7 protein-coding genes and 1 pseudogene are annotated in these 7,623 nt (G+C 48.7%); 3 read left to right on the top strand and 5 right to left on the bottom strand.

The window, feature by feature from the left end; genetic code table 11:
• Window positions 1-866 precede the first annotated feature (866 nt).
• The 3 genes and pseudogenes from BOP96_RS28795 (at window position 867) to BOP96_RS30725 (ending at window position 2,356) form a co-directional block, all read left to right on the top strand.
• Window positions 867-1,343, top strand: coding sequence for a hypothetical protein (locus BOP96_RS28795; RefSeq protein WP_073454689.1), 477 nt, complete (start codon window positions 867-869; stop codon window positions 1,341-1,343).
• Window positions 1,334-1,843, top strand: a pseudogene (mobV, locus tag BOP96_RS30730) (MobV family relaxase); the annotation flags it as partial. The gene BOP96_RS28795 and the pseudogene mobV, both read left to right, overlap by 10 nt.
• A 15-nt stretch (window positions 1,844-1,858) precedes the next feature.
• The gene (locus tag BOP96_RS30725) at window positions 1,859-2,356 is read left to right on the top strand and encodes a hypothetical protein (protein ID WP_238346876.1); all 498 of its coding nucleotides are present in this window, start codon (window positions 1,859-1,861) and stop codon (window positions 2,354-2,356) included.
• Here BOP96_RS30725 and BOP96_RS28785 read toward each other — a convergent pair.
• From BOP96_RS28785 to BOP96_RS28765, 5 genes are all read right to left on the bottom strand, one after another.
• Window positions 2,353-2,652 (bottom strand): hypothetical protein, encoded by a 300-nt coding sequence (locus BOP96_RS28785; protein ID WP_073454688.1) that lies wholly within the window; start codon window positions 2,650-2,652, stop codon window positions 2,353-2,355. The genes BOP96_RS30725 and BOP96_RS28785 overlap by 4 nt on opposite strands.
• 137 nt (window positions 2,653-2,789) lie before the next feature.
• The gene (locus tag BOP96_RS28780) at window positions 2,790-4,250 is read right to left on the bottom strand and encodes a replication endonuclease (protein ID WP_073454687.1); all 1,461 of its coding nucleotides are present in this window, start codon (window positions 4,248-4,250) and stop codon (window positions 2,790-2,792) included.
• 290 nt (window positions 4,251-4,540) lie between these two features.
• A complete protein-coding gene (locus tag BOP96_RS28775; protein ID WP_238346875.1) occupies window positions 4,541-4,900 on the bottom strand; it encodes a helix-turn-helix domain-containing protein in 360 nt (119 codons plus the stop codon).
• Between the two features lie 45 nt (window positions 4,901-4,945).
• On the bottom strand, window positions 4,946-5,635 hold the full coding sequence (locus BOP96_RS28770; RefSeq protein WP_073454686.1) for a hypothetical protein: 690 nt from the start codon (window positions 5,633-5,635) through the stop codon (window positions 4,946-4,948).
• Between the two features lie 80 nt (window positions 5,636-5,715).
• Window positions 5,716-7,032, bottom strand: a complete 1,317-nt coding sequence (locus BOP96_RS28765) for a tyrosine-type recombinase/integrase (RefSeq protein WP_073454685.1) — start codon at window positions 7,030-7,032, stop codon at window positions 5,716-5,718.
• Window positions 7,033-7,623 lie beyond the last annotated feature (591 nt).

Raw genomic sequence — 7,623 nt, 5'->3', positions numbered from 1 at the left:
CTCTTCAACGCTGAGTTCGGTATAAGACATAGGGGCAGCACCGTACCGGAAAGGTCAGGTGTTGCACTCAGTTTTTGCCGCCGCCTACTGTATCCCATTTCAAAGTATCGAAAAGAAAATACTAGAGGATTACAATAGTGGTAGTTTTGTTTTGCCCTCTGCCCTGGATGTAGAGTTGCGAGGCGATAAACTTGATAAGAAATTTGTTAAGGCGATAAAGAGGCAGTTTAGAATATCGCATCAAGACCTGTATGTTTACTTGAGTGATAAATATCCTGATCAGGTTGAAGAGGTTTGCAACGCTCTCAGGGATTTCCTAAATAGACCCAACTCCTGAGCTTTGAAGTATGATTTTTGTGTCTGGATATCTAGAAACTGTGCGCTCTGTGAGTCGTTGATATGAGATTGAGCCGTAGTGTTCTCCCTATGGCTCATTTGTTGTGAGTTGAAAGACATATAAGCATATACGTGACGGCGTTCTTGATCGAAATATGTCAGGCGCTTCATCTGCTCTGGGTCAAGGGCACGACCGGAGGCCGCAGCCTGCGCAGCGAAGCAAGCAGGACCGGGCGAGGATCGTGGCGCAGCGAACCCTTGACGCCATTCAGGTCGCAATCTGGCCGAGGGGATGGGGAGTGCTCCTGTCCCCATTCCCCGAGCGTCCAGGGCGATACCTGGGCTGGGGGCGCCCAAAGAGGGCGCGATCTTTGAGGCGCAAAGCGCCGAGCAGTCCAGCGGCACGCTGGCCCACCTTCCGGTACGGAAGTGTAGTGGGTTACACATAGTGTCTCGGTCGGGGTTGTATCGTTCGTTGCTCCATTTGCATACTGGTAGGACAACAATGAGAGCGCCAGGAGATGCCGCCAATGAATTACAACACCCCCCTTTATTTGTCCAAAGATCACCGCTTAATGTTGTCCAGGGCAGGTTCGACTTTTCCTGGTGACAAACTAAACGAGGTGATCACCAGGGCACTTGAAGATATTCCCTATGATCGGTCTATTGTCGACTTCTACGAGATCCGTCGAACGGATGCGCCAAAGGCTTTCGACGCGCTACTCAAGCTACAAAATACGGGCTTAGCGCGCAGGCACATTGAGACTGACGAAACTGAGTTTAGGGAAGTTTTGAGAGTCGAGGTCACGCTTCTAGACGCTATTTTGCTTGTATTGGCGCTGCTGCTGGATGTCATCCATGGGATGCTTGTGCCAGGTGCTGGTGGCGGAGGAAAGCCGCCTGCGGCGGTCATGCCTGCGCAGCTAGCAACACCTGAAGTTAAGCCGTATGTTCCGACGTGGAGGCGCCAGGCTCAAAGGGTTAGTTTTGACGAGCCATGCCCATGAGTTACGCGATTTTGCGCGCTAAGAAGCTAAAAAGCATAGGTGCGCTGGCCCGTTCAGCTCGTCACACTTTTAGAGAGCAACCTACACCCAATGCCGACCCAGCCCAACTAAGTCGCAATCGCACGGTGGGGGCTCAAGGCGCCGACAGATTGCTAAAATTATTAAAGAGCAGGCTCCCGGACAAGCGGAGACGTGATGCGGTACTTTGCATTGAATATCTAATCACGGCATCGCCCGAGGCCTTCAAACGCCATGGAGGGCATTTAGACGATCTAGGCGGTGGGTATTTCTCTGAAGCGCTTGCGTGGCTGAAGAGGCGCCATGGAGCGGACAATGTCGTTAGTTCCACTGTCCATCTGGACGAGTCGACCCCACATTTAGTTGCTTACGTAGTACCTCTCACAAAGGACGGGCGTTTGTCGTGTCGGGACTTTCTTGGGGGGCCAGCCAAACTCCGGCAGATGCAAGACGATTTTCACGCTACTTGCGGGTCTAGCCGTGGGCTGGAGCGCGGCGTGAGAGGTTCAAATGCAAAGCACGAAGAGGTGGCGGCTTTTTATCAGGTAATGAAAACTACCGGTGCGGCACCTCTCTTAGGCTTTAAAGACTATGCAGCTGCGGCGTTCGGTAAAAAAACTAAGCGCTGGATTGAGGCGGAGGATGTAGCAAGGGCCAATGCTGTGTGTGCTGCCAGGGAGCCTCGCATAAGGAAGGCCACACGTTCAAGGTGTCGGGGCCTGGAACAGACGGCCAAAGAGTTAGACTTGAAACAACAGGTCTCTTCACACCGAGATATCGAGCATGGCATGAAAGAGTTTAACCTAGAGCAGCGCTCTGTGGCCCTGGCTCTGCGCGAAGTAGAGATTCGCGCAGCGGAAAGTAGGGTGTTGTCGCTGGAAGGGGAAAGGGACGCCCTGGAGCGTCGATTGAACATGCTTGAAGACCGAGAAGCCATCAAGATCCGTGCCCCTCTTAGGGCTCGCACATATGAAGAGTCACCTTCTCTAAGTTAGCCAAATGTATGGGTCATAAGCATATCGAGGTATTTCGCCTCGCGGGTGATTTCGAGAAGCGCCTTTGCGACGGAGTTAGGAAGAACGGCTGAAAGCTTGGAAGACTCAATCCTAATTTTGATACTTATTTTAATCTTGGTGATGATAAAAGAATCATGCACGGATGCGCCGCTCTCAAATGCAAATCCAGCGGCCTGCCAAACACTAAAATTGTTCATCATCCCCATAGCCTTAAAGTCTTCAGCCCAGCTATAGCAAATATTTTTGGCTAGTTCATCTTTTGGAAAGTTGTTCATGTGAAATAGTTCTTGGTGGGTTTTTTTGGTGGTTGGAGACAGGTCGATAATGGCTTGAGGGTTATGTTTGTATGGTTTTACTCAATCGCCTAAGCTTTAACTTGGAACATTATGTATAACTGTAACCTGCGGTTTTATTATGGTTTTTTTACGATTTGAAACAAGCCTTTCGAAATGAATTGTTGACCACCAATCTCAATGCCAATTGCTCGTTCTCGCTCTTCGCCATAACGACTCAATGTGTTTTCTTTGATGAGTCTGATTGACGGATTTTGATCGTTGCTTCGACTGAAGATATGTGGTTTTCCCAATAGGTTCTTGAGTCCCATCGGATTCCTCCAGACGTGCTTTTGAATGAACCCCAAGACGCTTTCGTCAGTGTCGCAGATCCCTGAAAGGTTAAGTTTGTTAATTTTCCGGAGTAGGGTTGTCACTCTAAGCAGTCCTATCGTTTGGTATTGGCGTATACACATAGCCCGTATCGCAGCTCTAACCCTTTCGCTATTTTCAATAGATGCGAGATCCATCTGCTCTCGCTCCCTGTCTTTTTCTTCATCTGCTTCCGTTAACCTGCCAGTTATACGCCGATCAAGGGTATTGGTATCGAACTCCTTCATAAGGTATTTAAAGATGTACGAAGAAGCGCTACCCTTATTGTCGTCACCCATTACAACCTTTAGCTGGCCAGGTAGAGGAAACTTTTCCCTGCAAGCTCTGGTAAATTTTTCGATTAAGCTATTGTCTATAAAAATCAGTAGGTGCCAGTGGATACAGCCGTCTTTATGAACCTCTACTGTCCTGGCCCCAAAGTAAGTGGTAGGGCTGGCCTTAACTCCCCATTTGCTCAACATGGCTCGAATCAAAACCCAGGCACGGTTAATGTAAACATGACTTGCCTTGACCCCTAGCTCTGGTCTGTATGAGCATTTGCTATTTGGGCTGGAGGGGTTCGGGTGGTATTCCGGCGGAGCAGTAAAAGTTACAAATAACCAGTCCATTCCATTTTCTTTGGCCATGGCTTCAAAGTTTTTGGTGAAAGAGTACAACTCATTAAATCTATTTGAAAACGAAGCATTTGCAATGCTAAGCATTGAAGACTCCTCTCCGGTGATAGTGTTTTTAACCGCTAGCTTCGAGAGGGCAAGGTTGGAGGCTTCCGTTTTTTCTCGCATTCGTTCTACAGTTGCATTGGAGCTGTAATTTTCAGCTTGCTCATTGAAGGGGCCGCCGATCAGTCTATGCTTTGCTTCAAAGTTAATCCGATCCAGGTTGACCTTGTTCTCAAGAGACGTGCGCCAGAATTTGGTACAGCCTGCCTTCGCGGTTACCCCCTTTTTTGTATTCGACTCGATCCGTATCCCATAAACGCCGGTGTCGCTGTAATATTTTCCTTTAGAAAGATGTGTTTCTTGTGTTTGGATTGCATGGATTGATGCCAGTCGCAATGCAAGGGCTACTACTTGCTTTCTGGTCAGTGTATAAGCTGGCGGGAGACGTCCCAGGTTGTCAGAAAGTAAATATACTGAGGTCTCTTTTACCTGGTTGGTTTCGTTGTCTTTTGCTGGTGCTGAGTAGGTCATATGTTTGTGCTCGTTCATATTTTTTTATCTGGTGTGGTTAGAGTTCAAAGTATTCAATGGCTCTGCACCGGAATTCAGCCTCAATTGCAGATGGTTGTGGGGTTGGAGTCTCAAGAGAGGAAGGTACTTCAAAATAGAAATAGTGATTGCGACATGAGGACAAGGCCTCATATTCAGCTGAATAACAGAGCTCGCTCGTTTCTTCGGTTTCGTAGTTCAATATTCGGCGGGTAATGTAGCTGCTTTTGAAAACCATGAACGAGATGCCATGTACGCGGAAAATATCCAAAGCTAGCCCCTTTAGGTTATTACGCTGTTTTTGTTGTCGTAAATTTCGCCAGAAAGTCTGCCAGGTCGCTTACTCGATATCGGATAAGGCGACCTACCTTCATGTATGGAAGGTCGTATCTTCCAGTAGAACGCCACACTGCAAGTGTCGAAGTTTTAACTCCAAGTACATTTGCGGCATCTCTATCATCTACCTGGACGGGCGGCTTCTTGGGGTCGTAGCCGAGCGCCAATGCGATCTCATCTTTGATGGACGCAGTGATATGGTAGTTGTCCATTCTCTTCCTCAGTTGATGTAACTTGATGAGGTAGAGCTTTGCATGGAAGGAATGGAGGGTGGGATGGATGAGAATGTTGGAATATCGATGCGATTCATCCATCCACCAGGCCACACCTGCATCAAGGTGTGCTAGTACGGAGCTTTGTCAGGAGGAGGTGCGAGCGTTTGTCCTTTCCAGCAATGCCATTGCTTCTTTAATCGACGCGCGTGGGGATGTAAGGTTGGGAAATACCAGCATCAGAATCTGGACGAAGTGGCTCCGGGGGGTGTGGGATATTTTTATCCCGTGTTCCGCACATAACTCTGCGATACCTGCGATCAGTCCAATATGCGAGCTATCGCGCCTGTTAAAGTCGATGAAATACTTATCTCTCCAGTGCGTGATATTTGCCGTCAGTAGGTCGATCATCTCCAGATCCGCACCCCAACTTTTTAAATTGCTCAGTCCTTTAAGTCTCCAGTCCGGTAGCTTACTCTTATCGCTGTAGAGTTTTGAGGATAGGGCTGTTGTGACCTCCCCGGAAAGTAAGGATGAATCAATTTCTGGGATCATCTCTGGTAGAATTTCTTGTGTCATTACCGGGAGCGCAAGCCATGCTTTGCGTGTTTGGGTAAGTGACTCAATGTAAGTCTCTATTTTTTCTAGATGATCCGCAGTGGTAGGGTTTTCATTACGCCATCTTTTGGAGGCATCTCTCGTGTTTACTCTGCGAAGAATGTATTCGGCTAACAGTTCCTTCTTATCGCCAGCGATGCGCGCTTTTGTAAAAAAAGAAATTAGGCTTTCCTTGAGGAAATCGTCAGGCTTCGCGTTTATATATACGTCAGATCGCATGTTTTGCTAATTTGATTGGTTGAATTTTTGGCATGGTCGGCCATGTCTTCATGGTTCGACACAGCCACTCTCATGGCGGGCTACTCTTTTCTGGCGGCAGCCAGCATCGCTTGAGTCGCTGTGTTGACTGATTGGCGAACAGGGTCAAGATCAAGGCGGGCATATACAGCTGTGGCTTGATGGCTCTTGTGATTCAGACTTTTTCCGATAATCGCTAGGGAAGCGCCTGTTTTTGCCTGCCAACTGCCCAAAGTGCGACGTAGGTCGTGAATTCTTAGGTCGGTCATGTCATAAATGGCTGGATCGATTTCCATTGCCCGTGCGATAGCCAAGTATTGTTTTTTTGCCCTTGTTGGTGCAGTGGTCAGCAAATCATTTGCGATCTCTCGCTCTTCATGGCTTATGTTTCCCCGATCTTGTAGGTGATCCAGAAGGCAATGCATGCTGGAGCGAATCAGGATGGTTGCCCACGATGTTTTTGGTTCAACGAGGTGGCCGGTCTTACCGATTCCAGGGAATACGTAGTGTGAGCTTTCTGTAATGCTTTTGCGGTCAGTCAGGATGGTCTTTGCTTCAGGAGACAAAGTAATGTTTTGGGGGGTACCGTTTTTCGTCTTTCCGATACGCCAGACACTGGCCTCAAGATCAATATCCCCCCAGGCCATTGCCTGAACGTTCGAGCGCCGGGCACCTGTAAGCAGGGCTAAAAGAAAGAAATCGCACAAGGTGGATTCCGCAATTGCCGCAAATAGATAAGGCAGTTCTCTGGCTTGTGCAAAACGATCTCGAGAGTTCGACGGGTTCTTTTGTATGCGGCTGGCGGGGTTGACGCCGTCAAAAAGCTCAAGATCCGTTGCGAAAGCTATCACTGACGAGATCAGGGTCGCCGCACGGTCGGCCTGGAAATCACTCGTTTTCGTGACTTTGGCATGTATTGCCTTAACATCTGCGCGGGTAATATCACTTAGTTTGCTATTTTTTATTGGGCTTAAATAAAGCCGCAAAATGTCACTGTAGTTGCGTTTGGTTTTTTCAGCCAAACCCGTCCCGTCTCGTTTTTTTCTCTCTTTCAAGAAACGCTCGAATACCTCCTGGAACGTAGGTTCGCCTCGGATAGCGCGCCTTGCTTTTGCAGGGTTCGCCCCAGCTGCGAATTCGCCAAGAATTAAAGTCGCGTCAGTGCGTGCTTGTTCGACGCTCATTTCAGGAAAGGTACCAAGTCTCAACCAGGCCATGGTGGAGCCGGTACGCTTGATCACGTAGTACGTTTTGCAGCCTTTGCCGGTTAGTCGGAGGGCCAGCTTGGGAATTTGGGTGTCGTAGATGGTTTGGCGCTTGCCATCCTCTGCGGGTGCCAAGGCGAGTAGTGCGGTCTTCGTGAATTTCAGCTTGAGCATTTCAGGCTGCTCTCCTTTAGGCTATCACCGGGCTAGCACGGGCTATCAATTTGCACCGTGATTGGTGAAGGTTGGTAAAGGTATAGATTTGCTGAAAAGCCCGCAATATAAGGGTTGGTGAAAGCTCATATAAATTGGTAAAAGGCCAAACCTTCAAACTCCTAAGGGGAAGGTTGGCCGTTCGAACCGGCCCTGGGACACCATCTCTGTAAAGCTTTCCCCTCCTGGTATTCGTCGGTCTCAACAACAGTCATCCTCGTTCCTCGCCTGTGCGGGATCCAGCCGCGCTTCTTTCGGTTGAGATCCAGATGCATTTGTGTGGGTGGGAATAATTCACGTCCCTAGGTTGTGCGCTCCTTCTATATAGAAGAGGCGGTGGGGCACCCTGGTTTTTATAGGCGAGTAAGTGTTTCGCTTTTTTTAAGATAAGGGGGTTGACGTTCATGGCGATCCCTGTAGAATTCGCCTCCCGCTTACGAGAGATCGCAAGCGCAAGTGGTTGAAGCTGTTGAAGAAATCTTCGAAAACTTCTGAAAATAACCACTTGACAGCAAATGAGGCTGCTGTAGAATGCGCGCCTCGGTTGAGACG

The sequence above is a fragment of the Pseudomonas sp. FSL W5-0203 genome, from assembly GCF_001896155.1.
Lineage (GTDB): Bacteria > Pseudomonadota > Gammaproteobacteria > Pseudomonadales > Pseudomonadaceae > Aquipseudomonas > Aquipseudomonas paracarnis.
Note: the sequence above shows the minus strand (reverse complement) of the source record. Positions and strands in the feature narration are given on the sequence as shown.